Consider the following 19,952-nt stretch of genomic DNA (forward strand, 5'->3'; position numbering starts at 1 on the left):
CGCGGGCTCTTTTTATTGTTCCCGCGAATAAACGCGCATCTTGCCGTGGGCCTGACGGGGGAAGGCCTTCCCCCTGGCCGGCACTATCGTTGCCGGCGCACCCCCTTCAGCGGGGAGACCCCGCAACGCCCCCTGAGAGGGAGAGTGCGGACGGGTTTTCCGTGACGGGTTGAGTGCTGGAGGAGTGGCCTCCGGCGCCCGTCGCGGAGATCATCCCGATGGCCAGACAGGACCGCGCTCGCCCAGGCGGCGCCCGCAGCAATCTCTATGACGACATCACCGACAAGATCATCGCCGAGCTGGAGGAAGGACGGCTTCCCTGGGTCCAGCCTTGGGGGACTGCGGCGAAAGCGCCGCTTGCCATGCCGCGAAACGCCGCGACCTCGCGGCAGTATTCCGGGATCAATGTGCTGATCCTCTGGGGTGCCGTGGTCCAGAACGGCTATCCGACCCAGCATTGGCTCACCTATCGCCAGGCGGCAGCCCTCGGCGGCAATGTCCGTAAGGGCGAGCACGGCACGACGGTCGTCTATGCCGACCGCTTCACCCCGGAAGACGAGAAGCGCCGAGCCCGCGAGACCGGTGAAGAACCGGGACGCGTCCCGTTCCTGAAGCGTTTCACCGTGTTCAACGCGGCGCAATGCGAAGGCTTGCCCGAGGACATCGCTGTCGAGGCACCACCACCACCGCCAGGCATGATCGAGCCGAGGGTCGAGGCGCTGATCTGTGCCACTGGTATCGATTTCCGCATCGGCGGGGATCGCGCCTTCTATGTTCCGGCGCTCGACTATGTCCAGGTGCCGCCACCGGCCGCCTATTTCGAACCGATCAACTGGCACAGGACGGCGCTCCACGAGATGGGTCACGCCACAGGCCATGCCTCGCGCCTGGGGCGGGATTTTTCGGGCAGTTTCGGCACGAAGAAATACGCCTTCGAGGAGCTGGTGGCTGAGATGAACGCGGCCTTCTGCTGCGCCTCGCTCGGCATCGTGCCGACCGTGCGCCATGCCGACTACATCGGCTCCTGGCTGGAGGTGCTGCGCGAGGATAACCGCGCCATTGTCCGCGCGGCCTCACAGGCCAGTAAGGCGGCCGACTGGCTGCTGGCGCATCTGCCGGCCGAAGATGCCGGGGAACCGGATCCGGCTGCAATCGACGGGAGGGTCGCGGCATGATCCTCCTGACCGGAACACAGCGTGACCGGCTTCTGGCCAATGGATGCCAGCGCGGCGGGGATCACATCCCCGTCGTGAAATTCTTCAACCCCTTCGGCGCGGGCGTCTGGCTCGCCACCGAGCTGGATCAGGGCGGCGACATCATGTTCGGCCTGGCCGATATCGGCTACCCCGAACTCGGCTCGTGGAGCCTGGAAGAGCTGCGTGGGGTCCGGTTGCCCTTCGGCATGGGGATCGAGCGGGATCTGCTCTTCACCGGGGATTTCCCGATCTCGGTCTGGGCGGAGGCTGCGTGGGAAACCGGCAGCATCCAGGCGGCGGAACGAGCCCTCTACCGCGCCGGTGCGGCATTCACCCGCACATCCACAGATACGGAAAGCCGGGAATCCTGATTTCCGGTTGCCGGCTTTGTGGCCTGGCGTCGCACTCTTCAGAGGAAGAGGGCGGCGCTTCGCTTCGTGACGGGTTGGAGGTCGAGAGAGTGGCTCCCGGCCGCCCGTCGCGGAGAAATCACCATGGCCAAAGCTGCCAGGAAGAAGCCCGTCGCCCCGATGATCGTCTTTTCACGGGCGCGCGACATTCCGTTCAACCGGATCAGGCTGTCGGACAGCAATGTTCGCGAGGCTGACGTCGAGGCGGGTCTGGACGAACTTACCCATGACATCGACCGGCGCGAGGATCTCGTGCAGGGCCTCAACGTTCGCGCCATCCTCGACGCGGACGGCGTTGAGACCGGCGATTTCGAGACCCCGGCCGGCGGCCGCCGCTACAGGTCCATCGCGCGCCTCGTCGAAGCCGGTCGCTTCCCGGCCGATGGCCTCGTCCCCTGCATCGTCAAGAAGGCCGATGCCAAGACCTCGGCAGTCGACGACTCGCTGGCCGAGAACCTGCTGCGCCTCGCCCTGCATCCGCTCGACCAGTTCAAGGCGTTCAAGCGGATGTTCGACATGGGCATGTCGAAGGAGGAGATCGCCGACGCCTGGCGGACCACGCCGCGCTACATCATGCAGCGCCTTCGTCTCGCGACGGTCGCGCCGGCGCTGCACGACGCCTATGCGCGGAATGAGATGACGCTGGCGATGCTGGAAGCCTTCACCGTCAATCCCGACCACGAGCGCCAGCAGCAGGTCTGGGAGCGGATCAGCACGTCGTGGCAGAAAGAGCCCTGGCACATCCGCAGCCTGCTGACCGAGACCACGGTTCCGGCTGCCGACAAGCGCGCCCGCTTCATCGGCATCGACGCCTATGAGGCGGCGGGCGGCCCGGTGCTGCGCGATCTCTTCTCCGACGAGAACGGCGGTTGGTTGCAGGACGTCACGCTGCTCGACCGCCTGGTTGACGATAAGCTGCGCACTGTCGCCGACGAGATCGCCGGACAGGGCTGGAAGTGGATCGACGCGGCAGTCGAACTTCCCTACGGCTACGCCAACGGCCTGCGCAGGCTGGTCGGTGTGACCCAGGAGCTGACCGACGAGGAGCGCACCGCCCGCGAGGCGCTGCGCGACGAGTATGACGAACTCGAAGCGCAGTATGCAGAAGCCGACGACCTGCCCGATGAGATCGACCAGCGGCTCGGGGAGATCGAAGCCGAGTTGGAAGGCTTCGAGAACCGGCCCGTCACCTTCGCGCCGGAAGACATCGCCCGTGCCGGTGTTTTCGTCAGCATCGACCGCGATGGCGAGTTGATCGTCAGTCCCGGTTATGTCCGCCCCGAGGACGAATAACCCGAGAGCGTCGATGGTGAGGATGCGGGCGAAGGTGCCGACCCGTCCGATCCCGATGCGGTGCAGCGCGCGGTTATCACCGTCGGCGGCGAGCCGGTCCCGGACGGCGATGAAGAGGAGGACGATGCCGTCAAGCCGCTGCCCGAGCGGCTGGTGACCGACCTGACCGCCTGGCGGACGCTGGCGTTGCGCAATGCGCTTGCCGAGAATCCGCGCGTCGCCATGACGGCGCTGCTGCACAAGCTGGTTCTCGATACTTTCGAGCGCACCGCCACCTCGGGAACCAGCCTCTATGCCGCCGTGCGTCACATCTATCTTCCCACGGATGCGACCGGGCTCGCTGACAGCGCCGCCGCGAAGATGATCGACGAGCGCGCGGACGCCTGGCGGGGCGACATCCCCGCTGGCGATGACGACCGGCTCTGGGACTGGATCGACGGTCTCGACGATGCCAGCCGCCTGGCGCTGCTCGCCCATTGCGTCAGTTTCGGGGTCAACGCGCTTTACGAGCGGCCCAACCCCTATTCGGGGAATGGCATCTCGCAGCACGGTCTCGACCGCCGCATGGCCGAGGCCGAACGGCTGGCACAGGCCACCGGCCTCGATCTCGTCGAAGCGGGCTGGAGGCCCACGGTCGAGAACTACCTGGGTCGCGTGACCAAGACCCGCATCATCGAGGCGGTGCGCGAGGGCGCCGGCGATCGCGCGGCCGATCTCATCGCGCATCTCAAGAAGGGCGATATGGCGAAGGAGGCCGAACGGCTCCTGGCCGATACCGGCTGGCTGCCGGAGCCGCTGCGCCCCGCCATCGAGGCGCAGGCCGTGGATGGCGCGACCGATCAGGACGAGGACAGCGTGGCGCTGCCCGACTTCCTCGCCGGTGGCCATGAGGACACGGCCGAGGCCGCCGACGATCCAGAGGCCCTCGTCGCCGCCGAGTGACGCGCAGCAGCGGGGCGGCCTCCGCCGCCCCGCATTCCATCCCTTCCATCTGAAGGCCCGGCATCTCGCCGGGCCGCTTTCGTTTCAGGAGCAAGATCATGTCCGCTTCCCTCATTTTCGACATTGCGCCTCTCGGCTCGCTCGTGGCCTATAGCGACGGCCAGCCGAAACCGCCCGCACGTTTCACCAAGAAGCTCGCCGCGTGGAAATCCCGCAACGGGGCCGGTCGCCTCGTGCGCAAGGAACCGGGCCGCGAGCGCCCGACCTACACGACGCCGCCGTCCTTCACCCTGCATGAGGGTGATTTCGGCGAAGGCGGCATCATCCTCATCACCATCATGCGCAGCTACGGCATCGACAGCGATCTGAGCTTCCGGGTTGTCGAACGCCCGAAGATCGGTCAGGTCCGTGTTGTGCAGGATGTCGGAGAGAACGTCGAATTGCTGCACCTCGCGGAGAACCACGAGGCGGCCGAACTCTGGCTAGCCAGGAACGGCTACAGCCGCGCGCGCCTCGAGGAGATCACCGCCGACGAGGCAGGCGCCGATGCCGTCGAGGGTCGAGCTGCCGCGTGACCATCGCCGATCCCGTTCATCCGGCCCGCTTGTCCCGTGACGGCGGGCCTTCTTCGTTTCAGGAGAACACAATGGCCATTCCCGATCCCGTTCGAACGAACTTCGACACTCTGCTTCGTGCTGCCGATGACGGCAATCTCGCCCTTATGGAATGCCTCGACGCCGCGACCCGTGAGACACGCTATGTCCTGTGCGCGGTCGGCCGCGACGGGGGTGATTACGTCTTCACGCCGTTCGGCCATCTCGCAAGCGGCAACCCCTATGACGCCTATCTGCCGCCGGATCCCGACGATCCTGCCGGCTTTGTCGAGAAGGCCGAAGATGGGGGCGCATCATGATGACGGTCGATGAAATCTTCGCCGATGACCGCCGCAATCCGCCATCGGAGCGCTCGCTTCCCTGGGAGGAAACCCGCAACGGCGTCACCGTCATCGTGGAACCGAAACCGCATTGGGCCGAGGACATGCGCGCCTTCCGGCTCGATGCCCGCGAATACTGCCGCTATGCCGACTGGACGGCCCATGGCGCCCGGACGCGCTTTTTCGGTCATATCGACACCTCCGGCGACGATGTGATGATGAAGGCCCGCGCCATGATCGCCCGCGAAATCGCCGATGGGTTCTGGGACTGACCGGCCCTGAAAGCCGAACCTTGCACACGGGGCTATCGGGTATCGCTGCACAAGCAGCGATGGATCGAGTTCGAGCTTCACCATTGCGCCAACTCCTTGGTGTTGTGGGGGCAACGGGTTCCGTCCCCGGCCTGAAACACACCCTGAATATCCGCCGGCAACGAGGCTGGCGCAGCAAAGCATCTGCGACGGGTTTCCGGCACCGGCTCGACGCAAAGCACCATCCCCCGCTTCCATTCGCTAACCTTGGTCCGACCGTCTCTTTGCATTCAACCCCGGTGGGGTCGGCTTACGCGCGCGTGCCGCCCTCGGGGATTCGGAAAGAATCCGAACGCCCGAGGGTGATTGCAGATCCGGTCAGACACTTCGGGCGCCTGTCGCGCGGGGGATGGTCCCCCGCCTCCAAAGACAGGAGCCGGAACCCATGTCCTACGCAGATGCCACCGCTTTCGCCGCCAGCCTCGCCACCACGCTGATGGTCGTGATCGTCGTGTTCCAGGCCGGGGACGGCACCCACGGCGTTTATCTGAACAGTCAAGCTGTCTCACTGGCATTTCGCTGAGCTCGCCGGCTCCCGGAACAGCGTCTCGATCAGCGGACATTCCCGCCGATTGCCTTCTGTGCATTGGGCCACCACGTCCTTCAGCACTCGCTCCATGCGTTTCAGGTCGGCGATCTTTTCACGCACGTCGTCGAGATGCGCGGCGGCAACGGCGCTTGCCTCGGCGCAGGGCTGGTCGCGCTCGTCGACGAGGCGCAGCAGTTCACGGACTTCATCGAGGGAGAAGCCGAGCTCGCGCGCCCGCAAGACGAAGCGAAGCCGTCGCTCGTGGGTGCTGTCGTAGCTGCGATAGCCGCTCGCCGTGCGCGGCGGCTCCGGCAGGAGGCCGACCTTCTCGTAATAGCGGACCGTCTCCAGATTGCACCCTGTGCGCTGTGCGAGTTCGGCGCGCTTGAGGCCTTTCACGCCAGCGTGATCGCGCATCCAAAAATACCCCTTGACCCTGTAGTTGCTACAGACCGCACATTAGCGCCTGGATAGGTTTTCGACAAGAAGAGCGAGGTCGAACATGAATGCATCCCGACACGGACCAGCAGACGTTGCACCGACTGCGGCAAACCTGACGACGCCAGAGCGAAGCGAGGCCGGGCGACAGCGCCTGGTCGCCGTCGGCGGCATACTCGGCGCCATCGCCGCCTCGTCCTGTTGCATCATTCCGCTCGTCCTGTTCAGCCTCGGCATCGGCGGCGCCTGGATCGGCAATCTGACGGCGCTTGCGCCCTACAAGCCACTGTTTGTCGCCGCAACGGCGGGCATGCTCGGCTACGGCTTCTACCTTGTCTACTGGAAGCCGCGACAGGCCTGTGCCGATGGGGCTGCCTGCACGCGCGCCGTCCCCAGCCGCCTCGTTCAGATCGCGCTCTGGTTCGCGACCGTACTCGTCGCCGCTGCTTTCGCCTTCGACTACGTCGCGCCGCTGCTGCTTTCCGCCTGACACCAAGAGGAGACTACCCCATGAGGAAGAGTTTGAGCGCTTTCACTTTGATCGCGTCGGTGATGACTGCGCCTGCCGCCTTCGCCGCCGAACGCACTGTGACGTTTGCCGTCGACAACATGACCTGCGCCTCGTGCCCCTACATCGTGAAGACCACGATGGCGGCAATCCCCGGTGTCGCGAAGGTGACCGTCTCCTTCGAGGCGAAGTCCGCGACCGTGACCTTCGACGACGCTAAGACGAGCACCGATGCCATCGCAGCCGCCAGCATGAATGCTGGTTATCCGGCCCACCCGACGCAGCAAGGCAGCTAGATGACTGATCGCGCCGTAATCCGCGCAGGTGCCGTTGGCGCCGTCCTCGCCGCGATCTGCTGCGCGGCGCCGCTCCTCGCCGTCGGCCTGTCTCTGGCGGGTCTTGGCACGTGGCTGACAGGTGTGGGTGCAGTGGTGCTTCCCCTGATCGTCGCGGGCTTCGGCTTCGGCGCGTGGGGGCCCCATCATCGCCGGGCAAGAGCCACGGCCTATGAGACGAAGATTCGCAAGGAAGGCGTGAAGCCATGAACGATTGCTGTGCAACCTCCTCCCGGGACAACCCGGCCGTTTCTCAGCCCGCGACACTGGCGAGCTTTGCCGTTCGACCGGGCGTAACGTTTCCGGATTGGTCGGCGGTCACGTCGCCTGTGGTCAAGAACGCTCTGCAGGCGATGGTCGGGTCCGACCACGTGCTCAATCGCTGGAGCGGTTACGATCCCGCCACCGACAGGGTGCGTGTTGCGTTGCTCCGACTCTACGCCGACCACGGGGGTGCCCCGACCATAAGCGCGCTTGCGGAGCGTACAAAACTCAGTGAGATGGTCATCCGGCCACTGCTCGACGAGCTCCGCCGGCGCGACCTCGTCGTTCTCGATGGCGAGCTGATCGTCGGCGCCTATCCGTTCAGCGATCATAACACCGGCCATCGGGTCACTCTGGACGGACGCACGCTGAATGCAATGTGCGCGGTCGACGCGCTGGGCATCGGTGCCATGACCGATCGCGACACCGCGATCGCCTCGCCCTGCGGCCATTGCGGCGCACTGATCCGGATCACCACGCAGGACCGAGGGCGGGCACTCGCCGACGTCGAGCCACAGTCGGCCGTCATGTGGCAGAGCGTCCGTTATGAAGGCGGCTGCGCCGCGAGCTCGCTCTGCGCGACGACCGCTTTTTTCTGCTCGGACGAGCATCTTTCCGCCTGGCGCGACGAACGTTCCACCGACGAGCCAGGTTTCCGGCTGTCGATCGAGGAAGGACTGGAAGCCGGCCGTGCTCTGTTCGGGCCGAGCCTCGCTGGTCTCGATGTGGCGTCGAAGAGCCTGGTGGTCGCCAACCGACCCTTGCGCACAAACGGTCGCAATGGAGGCGCTTACGATCTCGTCGTCATCGGCGCCGGCTCGGCCGGCTTCTCGGCCTCGATCACGGCCGCCGATCAGGGCGCACAGGTGGCGCTCATCGGCAGTGGCACCATCGGCGGCACCTGCGTCAATGTCGGCTGCGTGCCGTCGAAGACCCTGATCCGCGCGGCCGAGACGCTTCATAACGCTCGCGTGGCGGCACGTTTTGCCGGCATTACTGCTGAAGCCGAACTGACAGACTGGCGCGGAACCGTTCGTCAGAAGGACACGCTCGTGTCTGGGCTGCGCCAGGCCAAATACGCGGACCTGCTCCCCGCGTACAATGGTATCGCCTATCGCGACGGGCCGGCTCGCCTCCTCGACGGCGGTGTCGAAGTTGACGGCGCGCGTATTGCCGCTGGCAAGATCATTATCGCAACCGGCGCGCGGCCGGCAGTTCCTGCTATTCCTGGCCTCGAGACCGTACCGTATCTCACCAGTACGACGGCGCTCGACCTCGAGGAACTGCCGCGATCGCTGCTGGTGATCGGCGGCGGTTATATCGGCGCGGAGCTCGCCCAGATGTTCGCCCGTGCCGGCGTCAAGGTGACCCTCGTCTGCCGGTCCCGACTGCTCCCCGAGGCCGAGCCCGAGATCGGCGCGGCGCTCACGGGGTATTTCGAGGATGAAGGCATCACCGTTATCTCCGGCATCGCTTACCGCGCGATCCGCAAAACCGAGGGCCGAGCGTCACTGACCGTCACGCGTGACGGTCACGATGTCCAGATCGACGCCGATCAGGTGCTGATCACCACGGGCCGCACGCCCAACATCGAAGGCCTTGGGCTGGCCGAGCACGGGATCACCGTCTCGGCGAAGGGCGGCATCGTGGTCGACGACCGCATGCGCACGACCAAGGCTGGCGTCTATGCCGCCGGCGACGTCACCGGCCGCGACCAGTTCGTCTACATGGCCGCCTATGGCGCCAAGCTCGCCGCCAAGAACGCCCTCAATGGCGACAGCCTGCGCTACGATAACAGCGCCATGCCCGCTATCGTCTTCACCGATCCGCAGGTCGCAAGCGTAGGTCTCACCGAGGCGGCGGCGCGTGCGGCCGGGCATGAGATCCGCGTTTCGACGATCGGTCTCGATCAGGTGCCGCGCGCACTCGCCGCCCGCGACACTCGTGGGCTTATCAAGCTCGTGGCCGATGCTGCTGGCGGTCGTTTGCTCGGCGCCCACATCCTCGCGCCGGAAGGTGCCGACAGCATTCAGACCGCGGCTCTCGCGATCCGCCAGGGTCTCACCGTCGATGACCTCGCGGACACGATCTTTCCTTACCTCACCACGGTCGAGGGGCTGAAGCTCGCAGCACTTTCGTTCGGCAAGGACATCGCCAAACTCTCCTGCTGCGCCGGGTGAGCACAATCGGCGTCAAGGGCGTTTCCTGCCGATGATCGGTATGACGTCGGCGGTGCGGTTATCGCGCCGCCGTTCCATAAGCTGGCACAGCGCGCGGACTTGACGATGCTGGGCGAGCACGGTTTCGACGGCGCGCCGCTCATGTTCGGCCCGGGCCGTCCCCGCCGGCCGATCCGTCGCGTTGCGCCGGGCTCTCGACTCGGCAACTGCATGGCGGAAGGCTTCCAGCACCTCGGAAGCGCGGTTCGCGGTCGCGCGACTGACACCTGCCTCGATGGCCAGATTCACAACCGTCAGCCTGCCATCAGCCACGCGGGGGCACCCATAAAGGAGGCGCGCCATCGCCTCACGAAGCGCCTGTTCCGTGGCTGCACTGACCGGCTTCATGATGTGCGTTCCTTCAACGGCGCGATGAGCCTGCGTTTTCTGTCGTTGTCCAGGCGCAGCGCTTCGCGTTGCAGCGGGGAGAGACGCTTGTCGGCGAGAAGATCCTCCGCCTGTGCAATGGAGGCTTCCCATGGCGGGAGATGTCGCTCGACGAGGCAGGCGTTGGGACATCGGTCGGGCGCGCATCGCGACAGGACCGGCACCGAGGCTGAAGGTTTCTCAGACTCCCGCAGGCAGAGCGCCGTCAATGGGTCGAAGAAGCAGTCGTTCAGATATCCGACATGCAGCGTGCGCGCCAGATGCGCCAGCATCGCCTTCAGGCGCTTGCGATCGGCCAGTTGCCCCGGAAGCGGGCCGAGTTCGCGGCCGACCCGCTCCAGTTCCACGCCGACGCGCTTACCGGCGGGTCCGCCTGGACCGTGACCGCGTCGATGGTTTTCGAAGTAGTCGATGATGTCGTCGAGTTGTCCGAGCGCCAGTTCCTGTTCGACCTCCTGCCTGAAGCCGGATGCGGACGAGCCGGCATAGCCGTTGAACATGGCCACGGAGGCGTGCTTGTACTGGATTTTGCCGGCGACAACCCCGAAGGGCCGGTTCGCGATGTACCAGGCCAGCGTTCGCCTGAACTGACGGGTGTTGAAGCGCCAGACGTCTTCTCCCACTCGGGGGATCACAGGACTATCGTCCGCGCCATATCGCTCATCGAGATGTTCTCGGAATTGGTTGATCTTCTTGGCGATGAGTATCGGCGTCTCGGCATTGTTCGTCTCGCGGTCGTCAAGGGCAAGCCATAGCCGCTCTGTCCCCGCATTCCGGCGGAATCGTTCCGAAAGACGCTCGGCAACCCGGATCGCCTGGACGGCGGCCTCGATGGTGATCCATTCGACCTGTTCGCCGCGAGCGCCGCGATCCTTCCAGGTCACGCCCTCGATCGCCAGCCTTTCTGTTCGCCCGTCCCGGTCGAGATTCCGTTTCAGGCAGCCGGATCGCAGCGACTGCACCTCACCGTCGCGCATGCCCGTCAGATAGCAACACACGATATAGGCGGCCGTCTGCAGGTGCCGTTCTTCCCGCGCCAGGCTGATGGCATCGAAGCGCTCCCGCCACGGTCGCCCCGTGTCGGGATCCGGGGAGATCGGCGTGTCCATCCCGCCCACCTCGAACCCAAGCTCGTCGACAGCATCATGAACCATCGACAACAGGGCCGGATCTTTGTGGACGGTGGTGAGATGCAGCCCGCATTGCATCGTCAGGAGCTTCAGATTGATGACCTCGCCATCAAACCTGCCGCCCCGCGACAATCTGCCGGTCAGCCCCCCGATCGAAAGAGGTCTTTCCCAGACAGGAATGCCTCTTCCTTCCTCGCGACGCTTGTCGATCCAGGAGGCCAGCATTACCGCGGGCCGCGTGTGGCGGGCGCGCGAGCGTGCTGCGAACCGGCTGTTCAGTGCATCGGCTTCAGCCCGGGCAGTGAAGATGTCGTCGCAGAGGTGCTCGACATATTTCAAGGCCCATCGCAGCATTGCGCCGATGACCGGCTCCGGGATGCGCGCGGTCCGGTTTTCCGAACAGCGCGTTCCCTGGCCGGTTGCCCGATAGACCGGTCGGCCGCGCCACGGGGTGAAGGTGATGCCACCGCACGTCAGATAGGGCGCCAGGCGATGAAGCTGGACGATGGGCCTGAGGCACACACCCACGCGCCCCGGCGTGATCGGCCGCGCCCGGTGATGGGTCGCGTATGCATCGATCAAATCCTGATCGACGTTTGCCAGATCGAGCTTGCCGATCCGCGAGCGCACGAAGTCCAGGAACCGGCGCAGCGTCGCAAGCGCAGTATGGCCGGAGACTGGCCGCAACCGCGGCTCACCGTCGGCGCGCCGTTCATTCATCCAGGCATAGATGTATTCCTTCGCAAGCAACCGCTCTGCCGCGCAGGGGATCACGCCGAAGTCGACCGTTCGAAAGGCCTTTCTGGCCATGTTGAACATCGCCGGCGCCATATCCCAGACATCATCGCCGAACCGCGAGAGCGCCGCTCGGTCGGTACCATCCCTGAGAGGCATCGAAGCCAAAACGATGTCGTCATCGACCCTGAGGCGTGAGACGGCACGCTCATCGTTCAAAGGAGAGGTAGTGGTCATGAGCCGTAAGCCTCCGGCGGAAGATAGAGCAACCGCGCCGAGGATTCTGCCGCCTCAACCCGTGCGCCTCCGACGACGGAGGACGGGAACATCGGCAGAATTTGCTCCGTGATCCTGCGGTATGGCCGATCGAATTTCTCGTTCCAGTCGCCAGAAGGCAACGCCTCCCGCAGCTCGTCCATGAACGCCTGGAACGCGATCAGCGCCGGTAGTTTCCGTGCGGTAATGACCGCGTTGGAGCATTCCAGGCACCCCCAGAACGGCGTCGGACAGGCTTCGCCTTCCCGACCGAAAGGGCTGACGCGGAAGTTGCTGCACGCCGCCAGCCAAAGATCCTGCTCTCCGTCCAGGAGCGGGCCGATCTTTTCCGACGGCACCGGCAGCCCGGTCGCGTCGGCTGAGGTTCGCAGCCGGGCTTCATCCGCGGGCACAACGATCCAAGGTCGCAGAGCCGGCGCCATCGCGTCGGTCAGTGCCTCGACTATCGTCTGCTCATGCAGATGCCGAAGGGCGGGGATGTCGGCATAATGGTTGGCCGCCACCGCTACCGTGTGGCCGACGGCAAAGTTCTCCAACTGCCCTCCGGTCCGCTTATACCAGTCAGCCTTCTGGGTCTTGCGCAGCCTGGAGAGATTGAGCGCCAGCGATTTTCCGGCGTCATCGACGATTCCGTACTTCTCGACAAACGCGGCCACGCAGGTCCCCAGCTTTTTCGGCGACGACAGGCGCCCCGGCTTCCAGGTGATCCAGAGCTTGCTCGATCCAGTGTGCTGCCGAGCCTTTTCCGTCAGCTTGATCGCCAGCCGCAGGACGGCTCCGGGCGTCTCCCGTCCGCCATCGCGGACACGCAAGCGCTTCCACTGGGCATGATGCGCGCGCCGCTTTCGATACTCGATCTCGACATAACCCCGGTTGGGATTGCGCAAGCAGTCAGCCTCAAGCCCACGCAGCGCTTCGATCTCCATGCCGGTCGTCAAGGACAGCCAGACGAGGAAGCCGACGACATCGTACCGGGTCAGATGGAAGCCGGCATGCAGTTCCTCGACCGGAGGCGGCTCGAGCCCGCATCTATGAGCGTGGTAGCGCAGATTGTCGAACAGCGCGCCTTCCCCGGCGACTACTCCCGCCGTCACAATCTGTTCGACCACTAGGTCATAGCGACGGCGCAATTCTGGATCACGGCCTACATCCAGAAGTGGGGGAGGCAGAGCCTCGCCCGTCGCTATCCGGTCGCGAGCCTCGATGATCTGGCGCATCGCTGCCTGCAGCAACGTCGAGGCAATCCTCCCACTGTAGGCATCGCGCGGCTTTGAGACGCCGTGCTCGCCGTGACCGATGTATTTCAGGCGCAACAGTGTTTCGGGCGGAAGCCTTTCAGGATTGAGCTCGGCGGCGACGCGCAGCACCCCGATCAGAGCACCGAGCACATTGCGCTGATTGGGTCGCTCGCCGCCGTTCTGCTCCAGCCAGTCCTCATAGGCATTGATTACCGCCGGAGTTAAGTCGTCGAGACGACGAGGTTTTACCGACGCCCCTTCCAGGAACAGCCAGAACCGCCGCAGACGGCGGATAAAGGTGCCTGCGGTTTTCCAGAGTGGTGCCGGCCCCATCCGGTGGAGATACTCCTGCAGGAATGGCGCAACCTCATGGGTCAGCGCCGTCAGCGGCCAGGAAGACAGATTGACGTCGATCCTCCCGGCATCTTCCGTCCGAAGGACGAAGACGAGCGGATTTTGCGGATTTTCCTCTTGAGTGTCGAACAATTCGATTCCAACTGGGAAGGTGGCACGACGACCGCGTTTCATCACAGGGGTCCACCAGCATTAACGCGCAGTTCCCAGGCCTCGACCGCAGCGTCGATCATTTCCTGGCTTTCTTCCATGCAATCCAGGTAGATGTGAGTGCTTTCGATGCGGCTATGGCCCAGCAAACGCTGCAACTTCAGAAGAGGATCGCCAATCAAGCGGCGGTACGCCGCGCCGATATGGGATCGGCGTTCGTCGAGTACCCATCCGATCTGTTCACGCACGAGCAGCGACAGCATATGAACCGCAAAGGTGTGGCGCATCATGTGCGGAGTGACGTCGAGGTCGATCCCGAACCGCCTGCACCGTACGCTTGCCCTCCGGAAGACCACCTCCCAAGCGGCCGGGGGCATGGGCCGCGCCCCTTCCGCCAGCCAAAGACACAATGGTTCGGATGTTTCCGCCCATACCAAGCGGCTGCGTTCGCGCGGCGCCAGCACGTCGACACTGGCTCGAACTGTGTCCTTTTCCAGAAGGAGCCTTCCCCGATCGTGGCTGACGACACGGATCGGATGTTCGATTGACCTATTGCGCGGTTGCGAAAGGCGCATGAGGACATTGGTCCGTTCCAACGCCGCGTATTCATGCAGACGCTTCAGCACGCGCTCGGGCAAGCGGATCTCGCGCCCCTTGCTACCCTTGGCAATGGCCGGCGCCAGTCGGAAAGATCGGCTCCTCAATGCACCGACCGGCTCCGTCCTCGGGAACTCGATCCAGAGCAGACTTGCCGCTTCCTGGAGCCGCAGGCCCGTCGTGACGAGCAATTCGGCGAACAACGCATTGCGCTCGCTGTTGCGGCCCTGCCAGGTGGGATCCTCGCTCCCGTCTGGAAGACGACCACGCAAGCCGATCTCGCGAAACAGGAGATACCGATCCAGGGAAAGGAACCGGATATCGCGTGTCCGTGCGCCGCGCTCGGTGGCAACATTGGCAGCGACCGCTATGGCCCCGCCGCCGTTCGTCCGTCGCCATGATTGCCGATAGGTGAAAGGCGATTTGGCGATCATTCCCTCTTCAAGAGCCCATCGGTAAAGCTTGTCGAGCGCTGCTACCGACCGGTTCCAGCTCGCGGCCGAGATGCGCGCCGGAGGAAGCGCCAGACGTCGCGCCGCATGGAAGGCTGCGACATCGTGCCGATCAGCCGCCCAGAGGGCTCTGTTGTCTCGGCGCTCGGCAAGAAAGCGCATCCAGATCAGGATATCCCAACCATAGGCGCGCAAGCTGTTGGGCGAACGAACCCCCAACGTGGGGCAAGCTCGAAAGAACCGGTTCAGGTCGTGATCGTAGCTGTCGTCATCGCCAAGAATGAACGGCATGCCGTCCACGAGGTTCAGCTTCTCGGCGGCTGCGACTTCATCCACCGACAGCCTGTGGACGACGCCATCAACCGTAACAGACTGCCGCAGCGTCGAAAGATCCGTGAAGAAGAGCTGGGGCATCCTGTTCTCCTCGGCCGCGATTTTCCCGCCGGGACGGGCTCGAGCCCGTCCCGGCGGGAAAATCGCATCGCCTCACCTCAAGCGAAGGGGAATGTCGTCAACGTTGATCGTGTGCTGCGAACGTCACAGCGGTAAGACAGAACACAGAGTCAGGATAACGGCGCCATGCCCGCCGACGAGTTCGACGGCGACGAAGAGATGGTGAAGCTCGAACTCGATCCCTTCGGCTGAGGCGCGAAAGCGCCTCCGCCCGACGGCCCGGCCCGCGTCAGGCGCAGCCGGGCCTTGTGCCATGCGCAGGCTGCGCATCGCCAGCGGCGGTGCCGAGGCCTCGCCTCGGCTCTGGAAAGGGAGAGTTGGGCCGGGATCGGGGCGAGCCTGGCGGAAGGAGAGGAGAGCGCCGCCGGGCCATATCATCCCGCTCTCCTGGAGGATCATCCAATGACCGATACCGACAAACCAGCCACGCCGGAATTCGACATGGCCGCCAGCGTCGCGCGCTTCTTCGCCGAGCGCGATGAGCGCAACCGTCGCGCTGAAGCGGTCCGTCCCGACAACAAGACGGCGCTGTTCGATGCGCTGGCCGCCGCAGGCATCACTCTCGTGACCGTCACCTTCGACGGTTCTGGCGACAGCGGCCAGATCGAGGACATCACCGCGCAATCGGACGACCGGACCGTGGACCTGCCGCAGGGCGAGATCACCATTGCCACGGTGGCATGGGGAACCGACAAGGTGACCGCAATCTCAATGGGCGTTGAGGCGGCCATCGAACAGCTCGCCTATGACTTCCTCTCGGAAACCCATGGCGGCTGGGAGAACAATGATGGCGCCTATGGCGAGTTCAGCTTCGATGTGGCGGCGCGCACCATCACGCTCGACTACAACGAGCGCTACACCGCCACCGAATTCTACAGTCACGAGTTCTGAGGGGGTGGAAATGGCACATCCCTATCATCATGCGCTCTCGTCGGTGAAGAAATGGGGCGGCACGGTCGAGGATTACTTGCCCATCCATAGCTGGTTCGATGCCAGCAAGGAGATCCTGGCCGATTTTCGTCATCGCGCGCTTCGCCACCATGCCGAGGGCATCTTCATGGCCGAGACCATTTTCGGGGCGACGATCACCCTGTCCACCGGCAGGGTGATCCCGGCCCGATGGGTCGGGGAGCAGCATGTCCGCGAGGATCTGGGCCGTATCCCGTCCTTCGCCGATTGGGCGCGGGCAATCCACCCGGCGCCTTGGATGGGGCGGACGCAGCGGATCGAGGCGGAGGTCGATCCGCATTGCGTCAATGGCCGACTTCAGGAAGAAGTCTGAGCAGTCGCGTCAGCCTCCCCCTTATGAAAGCCTCTTGCCATGCTCAGCCATATCGTCATCTCCGTCCTGCTCTGCACGGCTTCCTGCGAACCGGCGGAAATCCGCGTCTGGGACGGTGACTCGATCCGGCTGGGTATGGGACAGCAGTCCGAAGCTGTTCGGATATTCAACATCGACGCTCCCGAAATGGAGGGCCGCTGCATCCATGAAACCGACCTTGCCCGGCAAGCGAAGATCAGGCTGGCGGAAATCCTGCAAGGTCGGCGGGTCGAAATCCTGCGTCAGGGGACCGACCGCTATGGCCGGACCCTGGCGGCGATACGCGTCGAAGGCCGCGATGTCGGCGATATTCTCGTCGATGAAGGGCTGGCGAGAACCTGGGCCGGGCGGCGTGAGCCCTGGTGCTGATCGCCGGATCGTCCCGGCGAGGTGCGGGACGATCCACCGTCGGGACGGGAGAGTAAGAGTGCGGGCCGGTTGGCCGTGACGGATTGTGAGGCGGGAGAGGGGCTTCCGCCGTCCGTCGCGGAGCATTCCCCATGAGCCTTTCCCACCACACCACTTTCGCCTCGATCGGCGAAATTGTCGCGCGACAGATCCTGCCCCGGCTGCGTCATGCCCAGAAGCTGCCGCTGCGCATCTCCTGCATCGGTATCGCCAGCGATGACGAAAGCGATGACGTCGGCGGCTTCGAGCGCACGCTCGTCATCGGCCAGTGCCAATCCCCCGAAGAGGCGTTGATCATCGCCAGCCAGCGCGTTGCGCGCGGTGATTTCCGCGTTGGACAGGGCGATGCGCTGCGCTTTCGCCCCCGCGTCATGGTCATTCAGGACAACGAACTGGGCCTTGTCCTTGCCGGTGAGGTCCGGGCCGGGATCGTGCTCTGGCAGCATCCGGTCGCCTCCGACGCCGAGGCTCGCCGCACCGTCACGGAGGCCAGCCGTCTGCGGGGCATGGCCTTCACGGCATCCGGGCGCGGCGATGCGGTATCGGCTCGTGATCTCCGCCACCGCGCCAGCCTGCTCGAGGCGCGGCTGGTCGATCCCTTCTGGCGCGAGACGACTGCCGATCTGCTGCGGCTGCCACAAGCTGCCTGACCTGTCGCCCCTTTCCATCCACTAGGCCCGGCCCCGCGCCGGGCCTTCTCGTTTCAGGAGCCTGACATGGCCGACTACTTCACCCATTTCTCCTGCCTGCTCGACGTGGGCAGCCCCGAGAACGCCGCCCGCGCGCTTGATCTCTACAACGCGCTGGCGCGCGAAAACGCCGCCGAAGATCCGCCCTCGGACGGCTTCATGCTTTCGATCCAGCCCGAACATGGCGGCACCCAGCTCTGGATGCGCGATGACGGCACCGGCGATCCCGAGCATGTCATCCAGTTCGTCAAACGCTGTGCCGCCGCGTTCGGCCTGACCGGGCTATGGGGGATGCAATACGCCAATACCTGCTCACGTCCGAGAATCGACGGGTTCGGGGGCGGCGCGCATGTCCTCGACCTCGCCACCGGCGAGACGGTGGACTGGATCTACACCGACGGTTGGCTTTCCACCGTTCTGGACGGGGGCGACCCCAATGCCTGACGTCATCGAAACCACGGTCTATCGGCTCGACGAGCTTTCCGAAGCCGCGAAAGACAATGCCCGCGCCTGGTATCGCGAGGGCGGCTTCGACTACGATTGGTACGATGCCGTCTATGAGGATTTCCGGCGGATCGCGGACATCCTCGGCATCCGCATCAAGAGCCGCACCGTCCGCCTCATGGGCGGCGGCGTGCGACAAGAGCCTTGCATCTGGTTTACGGGCTTCTGGTCGCAGGGCGATGGCGCCGCGTTCGAAGGCCACTATTCCTATCGCAAAGGCACGGCGGCGGAAATCCGTACCTATGCGCCGAAGGATGTGGAGCTGCACCGCATCGCGGATGCCCTGCACCAGGCGCAACGCCGCAACTTCTACCAGTTGACCGCCGAGGCGACCCATCGGGGGCGATACTATCACGAATACTGCATGGCGATCTCGGTCACCCGCGACAGCCCGACCTGGCAGGACATGACCGCCGATGCCGAGGAGACCGTCATGGAGGCATTGCGCGATCTCGCCCGTTGGCTTTATCGCCAGCTTGAGCGCGAATACGACTACCTGACTTCGGATGAGGCGGTCGATGAGGCCATCGTTGCCAACGAATACAGCTTCACAGTTGATGGAAAGCGCTTCGGCTGAAACCCTTCTGCGCTGCCTCACAGAACCGACAGCAGGTCCGTCCGTGAGAAGTCGTCGCCGACGAAGAGCAACGGGCAGCCGCGTTCGCTGGCGACCTCATAGGCGAAGCAATCCCCGTAGTTGAGTCCGGCGGGATGAACGCCCTTGCCCCAGCGGGCATAGGCTTCGGCGATCCTGCGTGCCGAGGCTTCAGTGACGGAGACCACCTCGAACCCAAGGCCCTCGACCAGGGCGGCGATCTCTTCACCGACATTGCGCCGCCCGGCGACGATCAGCGCCTCGGCCACTGTTCCGGCCGAGATCAGCAGGCCGTCTGCCGCCTCGATCGCCACCATGCAGGTCTCGGCCTGCGGCTCGTCCAGCACGATGGCCATCAGCGCCGAGGTATCGACGGCGATCATGCCGGCATCCCGTCATCCCCGTAGAGGAAATCCTGGCTGCGCGCGGCAGCCGCGCCGGGCAATGCCTTGCCCCGCGCCGTGGCCCGGACCCGCTCCATCAGCGCGCGCCGGCCTTTCGGGGTCGCCACCACGGCAACCGGCACGAGGCGGGCGACCTCGTGGCCCCGCCGCGTCAGGATCACCTCGTCGCCGGCTTCGGCCCGCTTCACCAGTTCGGTGAGCTGCCCCTTCGCCTCGGTGACAGAAACCCTCATCGCATATCACTCCAGATGTTCTCCGCTATTCTGCACAAGATGGTCCAGATAATGGTCCACTTCAAGCCCCCAGAGCGAAAGGAGGGCCGGGAACAGGTGCCCCCGGACGGGTTGAGAGAGGGTCGTCCGGCAGGTGCCCCTTTCCCTCTCGGAGACCGATCATGGCTTTGCCCGAACTTGCTTCCCAATCCGCAATCCGCGTCCCCGACGAGCGCCGCATGGACTTCCTGCCGCGCCTTTTTGGCCGGCGCCTGCTCATCATCGGCGAGCATACCGTCTTTCGCTTCATGGAGATACTCAGCCCCGGCGATTACGGCGGCGGGCTCTGGGATTTCTACGAACGCGCCGGCCAGCCGCTCTATCTCGCGCCGACCTCAAAGCCCCGTTGCCGCCTGTTCTGCGAAGGCAACGGCTTCGAGGGCGAGGTCTCAAGCGATGCCGCCGGGATCATCGCCACGCTCTTCGCCTTCTCGCATCTTTCCTTCCGCTACGATGACGACGAACTCGCCGAGGGCTATGGTCGCCTCTACGAGCATGCCGCCGATCACGCGGAGGCGGCGGCGATTTTCCAGGCCATCGACTGAAACCCACAAGCGCCCAGCCTGACGGTCGGGCGCTTGTTTCATGCCTGCTTTCGCCACGGCTTC

24 protein-coding genes and 1 pseudogene are annotated in these 19,952 nt (G+C 64.8%); 18 read left to right on the forward strand and 7 right to left on the reverse strand.

Translation table 11 applies throughout. The features are described from left to right. Positions 1-218 precede the first annotated feature (218 nt). The 7 genes and pseudogenes from DKP76_RS15730 to DKP76_RS19445 all read left to right on the forward strand — a co-directional run bounded on the left by DKP76_RS15730 (position 219) and on the right by DKP76_RS19445 (position 5,609). Entirely contained in the window at positions 219-1,175 is a 957-nt protein-coding gene (locus DKP76_RS15730; RefSeq protein WP_036749324.1) for an ArdC family protein, read from the forward strand. Continuing rightward, complete coding sequence (locus DKP76_RS15735; RefSeq protein ID WP_012092593.1) at positions 1,172-1,567, forward strand: DUF2958 domain-containing protein; 396 nt, start codon at positions 1,172-1,174, stop codon at positions 1,565-1,567. Before DKP76_RS15730 ends, DKP76_RS15735 begins: the two co-directional genes overlap by 4 nt. A 123-nt stretch (positions 1,568-1,690) precedes the next feature. Further along, positions 1,691-3,841 (forward strand): annotated as a pseudogene (locus DKP76_RS15740) (ParB/RepB/Spo0J family partition protein). Positions 3,842-3,939: 98 nt separating this feature from the next. Then, a complete protein-coding gene (locus DKP76_RS15745) occupies positions 3,940-4,416 on the forward strand; it encodes a hypothetical protein (RefSeq protein ID WP_012092595.1) in 477 nt (158 codons plus the stop codon). A gap of 71 nt (positions 4,417-4,487) precedes the next feature. Continuing rightward, a complete protein-coding gene (locus DKP76_RS15750) occupies positions 4,488-4,754 on the forward strand; it encodes a DUF6117 family protein (RefSeq protein ID WP_012092596.1) in 267 nt (88 codons plus the stop codon). Continuing rightward, positions 4,751-5,047, forward strand: coding sequence for a hypothetical protein (locus DKP76_RS15755; protein ID WP_012092597.1), 297 nt, complete (start codon positions 4,751-4,753; stop codon positions 5,045-5,047). Before DKP76_RS15750 ends, DKP76_RS15755 begins: the two co-directional genes overlap by 4 nt. A gap of 424 nt (positions 5,048-5,471) precedes the next feature. After that, positions 5,472-5,609 carry a hypothetical protein gene (locus tag DKP76_RS19445; protein ID WP_166436082.1) on the forward strand — a complete coding sequence of 46 codons (138 nt, stop codon included), beginning with the start codon at positions 5,472-5,474 and terminating at the stop codon, positions 5,607-5,609. On the opposite strand, the gene DKP76_RS15760 is transcribed toward DKP76_RS19445, so the two are convergent. After that, positions 5,592-6,032, reverse strand: coding sequence for a MerR family transcriptional regulator (locus tag DKP76_RS15760; RefSeq protein WP_012092599.1), 441 nt, complete (start codon positions 6,030-6,032; stop codon positions 5,592-5,594). The two genes, DKP76_RS19445 and DKP76_RS15760, sit on opposite strands and share 18 nt — an antisense overlap. Positions 6,033-6,117: 85 nt before the next feature. Here DKP76_RS15760 and DKP76_RS15765 point away from each other — a divergent pair, with 85 nt between their 5' ends. The 4 genes from DKP76_RS15765 to merBA are packed head-to-tail and all read left to right on the forward strand — an operon-like array spanning position 6,118 to position 9,340. Next, on the forward strand, positions 6,118-6,543 hold the full coding sequence (locus tag DKP76_RS15765; RefSeq protein WP_012092600.1) for a mercuric transporter MerT family protein: 426 nt from the start codon (positions 6,118-6,120) through the stop codon (positions 6,541-6,543). A 20-nt stretch (positions 6,544-6,563) separates the two neighbouring features. Further along, complete coding sequence (locus DKP76_RS15770; protein ID WP_012092601.1) at positions 6,564-6,857, forward strand: heavy-metal-associated domain-containing protein; 294 nt, start codon at positions 6,564-6,566, stop codon at positions 6,855-6,857. Then, positions 6,858-7,106 (forward strand): hypothetical protein, encoded by a 249-nt coding sequence (locus tag DKP76_RS15775; RefSeq protein ID WP_012092602.1) that lies wholly within the window; start codon positions 6,858-6,860, stop codon positions 7,104-7,106. It abuts the gene before it with no gap. Then, positions 7,103-9,340, forward strand: coding sequence for a bifunctional organomercurial lyase/mercury(II) reductase MerBA (gene merBA / locus DKP76_RS15780; RefSeq protein ID WP_012092603.1), 2,238 nt, complete (start codon positions 7,103-7,105; stop codon positions 9,338-9,340). Before DKP76_RS15775 ends, merBA begins: the two co-directional genes overlap by 4 nt. Before the next feature lie 12 nt (positions 9,341-9,352). Here merBA and DKP76_RS15785 read toward each other — a convergent pair whose 3' ends face one another. From DKP76_RS15785 to DKP76_RS15800, 4 genes are read right to left on the reverse strand one after another with little or no spacing between them, the layout of a single operon-like run. Next, complete coding sequence (locus DKP76_RS15785) at positions 9,353-9,727, reverse strand: hypothetical protein (protein WP_109707747.1); 375 nt, start codon at positions 9,725-9,727, stop codon at positions 9,353-9,355. Further along, positions 9,724-11,868, reverse strand: coding sequence for a hypothetical protein (locus tag DKP76_RS15790; RefSeq protein ID WP_015647726.1), 2,145 nt, complete (start codon positions 11,866-11,868; stop codon positions 9,724-9,726). Before DKP76_RS15790 ends, DKP76_RS15785 begins: the two co-directional genes overlap by 4 nt. Then, positions 11,865-13,673, reverse strand: a complete 1,809-nt coding sequence (locus DKP76_RS15795; protein WP_012092606.1) for a hypothetical protein — start codon at positions 13,671-13,673, stop codon at positions 11,865-11,867. Before DKP76_RS15795 ends, DKP76_RS15790 begins: the two co-directional genes overlap by 4 nt. After that, the gene (locus DKP76_RS15800; RefSeq protein WP_012092607.1) at positions 13,673-15,112 is read right to left on the reverse strand and encodes a tyrosine-type recombinase/integrase; all 1,440 of its coding nucleotides are present in this window, start codon (positions 15,110-15,112) and stop codon (positions 13,673-13,675) included. The genes DKP76_RS15795 and DKP76_RS15800 overlap by 1 nt, the downstream gene beginning before the upstream one ends. Before the next feature lie 441 nt (positions 15,113-15,553). On the opposite strand from DKP76_RS15800, the gene DKP76_RS15810 reads away from it, so the two are divergent. The 6 genes from DKP76_RS15810 (at position 15,554) to DKP76_RS15835 (ending at position 18,650) form a co-directional block, all read left to right on the forward strand. Continuing rightward, positions 15,554-16,042, forward strand: a complete 489-nt coding sequence (locus tag DKP76_RS15810) for a DUF6878 family protein (RefSeq protein WP_012092608.1) — start codon at positions 15,554-15,556, stop codon at positions 16,040-16,042. A gap of 10 nt (positions 16,043-16,052) precedes the next feature. Then, on the forward strand, positions 16,053-16,433 hold the full coding sequence (locus tag DKP76_RS15815; protein WP_012092609.1) for a DUF6915 family protein: 381 nt from the start codon (positions 16,053-16,055) through the stop codon (positions 16,431-16,433). A 39-nt stretch (positions 16,434-16,472) separates the two neighbouring features. Next, complete coding sequence (locus DKP76_RS15820) at positions 16,473-16,841, forward strand: thermonuclease family protein (protein ID WP_012092610.1); 369 nt, start codon at positions 16,473-16,475, stop codon at positions 16,839-16,841. Positions 16,842-16,972: 131 nt separating this feature from the next. After that, on the forward strand, positions 16,973-17,530 hold the full coding sequence (locus tag DKP76_RS15825) for a hypothetical protein (protein ID WP_012092611.1): 558 nt from the start codon (positions 16,973-16,975) through the stop codon (positions 17,528-17,530). A 66-nt stretch (positions 17,531-17,596) separates the two neighbouring features. Further along, positions 17,597-18,013, forward strand: coding sequence for a hypothetical protein (locus DKP76_RS15830; protein ID WP_012092612.1), 417 nt, complete (start codon positions 17,597-17,599; stop codon positions 18,011-18,013). Next, positions 18,006-18,650: a hypothetical protein gene (locus DKP76_RS15835; protein WP_012092613.1), complete on the forward strand. Its 645-nt coding sequence runs from the start codon at positions 18,006-18,008 to the stop codon at positions 18,648-18,650. The genes DKP76_RS15830 and DKP76_RS15835 overlap by 8 nt, the downstream gene beginning before the upstream one ends. 17 nt (positions 18,651-18,667) lie before the next feature. Here the strand turns inward: DKP76_RS15835 and DKP76_RS15840 are convergent, their stop codons facing one another. Together DKP76_RS15840 and DKP76_RS15845 are read right to left on the reverse strand one after the other, a co-directional pair. Further along, complete coding sequence (locus DKP76_RS15840) at positions 18,668-19,051, reverse strand: type II toxin-antitoxin system VapC family toxin (protein WP_012092614.1); 384 nt, start codon at positions 19,049-19,051, stop codon at positions 18,668-18,670. Beyond that, a complete protein-coding gene (locus DKP76_RS15845) occupies positions 19,048-19,305 on the reverse strand; it encodes a type II toxin-antitoxin system Phd/YefM family antitoxin (RefSeq protein ID WP_028034381.1) in 258 nt (85 codons plus the stop codon). The genes DKP76_RS15840 and DKP76_RS15845 overlap by 4 nt, the downstream gene beginning before the upstream one ends. 161 nt (positions 19,306-19,466) lie before the next feature. Between DKP76_RS15845 and DKP76_RS15850 the strand changes: the two genes are divergently transcribed. Beyond that, a complete protein-coding gene (locus DKP76_RS15850; RefSeq protein ID WP_012092616.1) occupies positions 19,467-19,889 on the forward strand; it encodes an antirestriction protein in 423 nt (140 codons plus the stop codon). Positions 19,890-19,952: the final 63 nt, after the last annotated feature.

Origin of the sequence: Falsochrobactrum shanghaiense (assembly GCF_003149535.1) — a bacterium.
GTDB classification, from domain to species: Bacteria; Pseudomonadota; Alphaproteobacteria; order Rhizobiales; family Rhizobiaceae; genus Brucella; species Brucella shanghaiense.

What these genes read in the sequence shown, in the direction of transcription:
- DKP76_RS15730 (WP_036749324.1), top strand. Translation starts at nt 219, where the DNA reads ATGGCCAGACAGGACCGCGCTCGCCCAGGCGGCGCCCGCAGCAATCTC.
- DKP76_RS15735 (WP_012092593.1), top strand. Translation starts at nt 1,172, where the DNA reads ATGATCCTCCTGACCGGAACACAGCGTGACCGGCTTCTGGCCAATGGA.
- DKP76_RS15745 (WP_012092595.1), top strand. Translation starts at nt 3,940, where the DNA reads ATGTCCGCTTCCCTCATTTTCGACATTGCGCCTCTCGGCTCGCTCGTG.
- DKP76_RS15750 (WP_012092596.1), top strand. Translation starts at nt 4,488, where the DNA reads ATGGCCATTCCCGATCCCGTTCGAACGAACTTCGACACTCTGCTTCGT.
- DKP76_RS15755 (WP_012092597.1), top strand. Translation starts at nt 4,751, where the DNA reads ATGATGACGGTCGATGAAATCTTCGCCGATGACCGCCGCAATCCGCCA.
- DKP76_RS19445 (WP_166436082.1), top strand. Translation starts at nt 5,472, where the DNA reads ATGTCCTACGCAGATGCCACCGCTTTCGCCGCCAGCCTCGCCACCACG.
- DKP76_RS15760 (WP_012092599.1), bottom strand. Translation starts at nt 6,032, where the DNA reads ATGCGCGATCACGCTGGCGTGAAAGGCCTCAAGCGCGCCGAACTCGCA.
- DKP76_RS15765 (WP_012092600.1), top strand. Translation starts at nt 6,118, where the DNA reads ATGAATGCATCCCGACACGGACCAGCAGACGTTGCACCGACTGCGGCA.
- DKP76_RS15770 (WP_012092601.1), top strand. Translation starts at nt 6,564, where the DNA reads ATGAGGAAGAGTTTGAGCGCTTTCACTTTGATCGCGTCGGTGATGACT.
- DKP76_RS15775 (WP_012092602.1), top strand. Translation starts at nt 6,858, where the DNA reads ATGACTGATCGCGCCGTAATCCGCGCAGGTGCCGTTGGCGCCGTCCTC.
- merBA (WP_012092603.1), top strand. Translation starts at nt 7,103, where the DNA reads ATGAACGATTGCTGTGCAACCTCCTCCCGGGACAACCCGGCCGTTTCT.
- DKP76_RS15785 (WP_109707747.1), bottom strand. Translation starts at nt 9,727, where the DNA reads ATGAAGCCGGTCAGTGCAGCCACGGAACAGGCGCTTCGTGAGGCGATG.
- DKP76_RS15790 (WP_015647726.1), bottom strand. Translation starts at nt 11,868, where the DNA reads ATGACCACTACCTCTCCTTTGAACGATGAGCGTGCCGTCTCACGCCTC.
- DKP76_RS15795 (WP_012092606.1), bottom strand. Translation starts at nt 13,673, where the DNA reads ATGAAACGCGGTCGTCGTGCCACCTTCCCAGTTGGAATCGAATTGTTC.
- DKP76_RS15800 (WP_012092607.1), bottom strand. Translation starts at nt 15,112, where the DNA reads ATGCCCCAGCTCTTCTTCACGGATCTTTCGACGCTGCGGCAGTCTGTT.
- DKP76_RS15810 (WP_012092608.1), top strand. Translation starts at nt 15,554, where the DNA reads ATGACCGATACCGACAAACCAGCCACGCCGGAATTCGACATGGCCGCC.
- DKP76_RS15815 (WP_012092609.1), top strand. Translation starts at nt 16,053, where the DNA reads ATGGCACATCCCTATCATCATGCGCTCTCGTCGGTGAAGAAATGGGGC.
- DKP76_RS15820 (WP_012092610.1), top strand. Translation starts at nt 16,473, where the DNA reads ATGCTCAGCCATATCGTCATCTCCGTCCTGCTCTGCACGGCTTCCTGC.
- DKP76_RS15825 (WP_012092611.1), top strand. Translation starts at nt 16,973, where the DNA reads ATGAGCCTTTCCCACCACACCACTTTCGCCTCGATCGGCGAAATTGTC.
- DKP76_RS15830 (WP_012092612.1), top strand. Translation starts at nt 17,597, where the DNA reads ATGGCCGACTACTTCACCCATTTCTCCTGCCTGCTCGACGTGGGCAGC.
- DKP76_RS15835 (WP_012092613.1), top strand. Translation starts at nt 18,006, where the DNA reads ATGCCTGACGTCATCGAAACCACGGTCTATCGGCTCGACGAGCTTTCC.
- DKP76_RS15840 (WP_012092614.1), bottom strand. Translation starts at nt 19,051, where the DNA reads ATGATCGCCGTCGATACCTCGGCGCTGATGGCCATCGTGCTGGACGAG.
- DKP76_RS15845 (WP_028034381.1), bottom strand. Translation starts at nt 19,305, where the DNA reads ATGAGGGTTTCTGTCACCGAGGCGAAGGGGCAGCTCACCGAACTGGTG.
- DKP76_RS15850 (WP_012092616.1), top strand. Translation starts at nt 19,467, where the DNA reads ATGGCTTTGCCCGAACTTGCTTCCCAATCCGCAATCCGCGTCCCCGAC.